Raw genomic sequence first — 501 nt, forward strand, 5'->3', positions numbered from 1 at the left:
GTTCTGGTGCAAAGATGATTTCAAAAAAACATAGGACATGAATTTCCTATTAACTTACGGATTATGCTGCAATGCCAAACAGTTTATCAATGAATTCTTTTCGACTTTGGGCAGACTTCACCCCCTGGTGAACTTGTCCTTTTTTCATCATATGCATGGCTTCAATGCCACGTACTATTGAAGTAGCAGTTTCATACGTTTTGAATCCCAGCATAGAGCGTACTCTTTTCTTAATGAAACGATGATCTTGTTCTACGATATTATTGAGATATTTCACTTGTCTCATTTGGATGCCTTCAGGCATCTCTTGCTCGTCTTTTAACTGTTGAATGGCTACAGGATACGCTGAATTTTTATCGACGGTTATGACACGAGGCTTAGAAACATGAAAAGACCGCAAAGCTTTCTTGAAGAAGTGGTATTATCCCTTTTGAGTAGACAGTGTAAAAAGACTGTTTTTGATAAGTAAGTGTTACACTCTATTTGGAGGGGATTTTCTTT

1 pseudogene is annotated in these 501 nt (G+C 37.5%); it reads right to left on the reverse strand.

The window, feature by feature from the left end:
- Positions 1-61: 61 nt before the first annotated feature.
- Positions 62-415 (reverse strand): annotated as a pseudogene (locus ACFQZ1_RS14550) (DDE-type integrase/transposase/recombinase); the annotation flags it as partial.
- Between the last annotated feature and the right edge of the window lie 86 nt (positions 416-501).

Source organism: Bacillus sp. CGMCC 1.60114, from assembly GCF_042676365.1.
Lineage (GTDB): Bacteria > Bacillota > Bacilli > Bacillales > Bacillaceae_G > Bacillus_A > Bacillus_A rhizoplanae_A.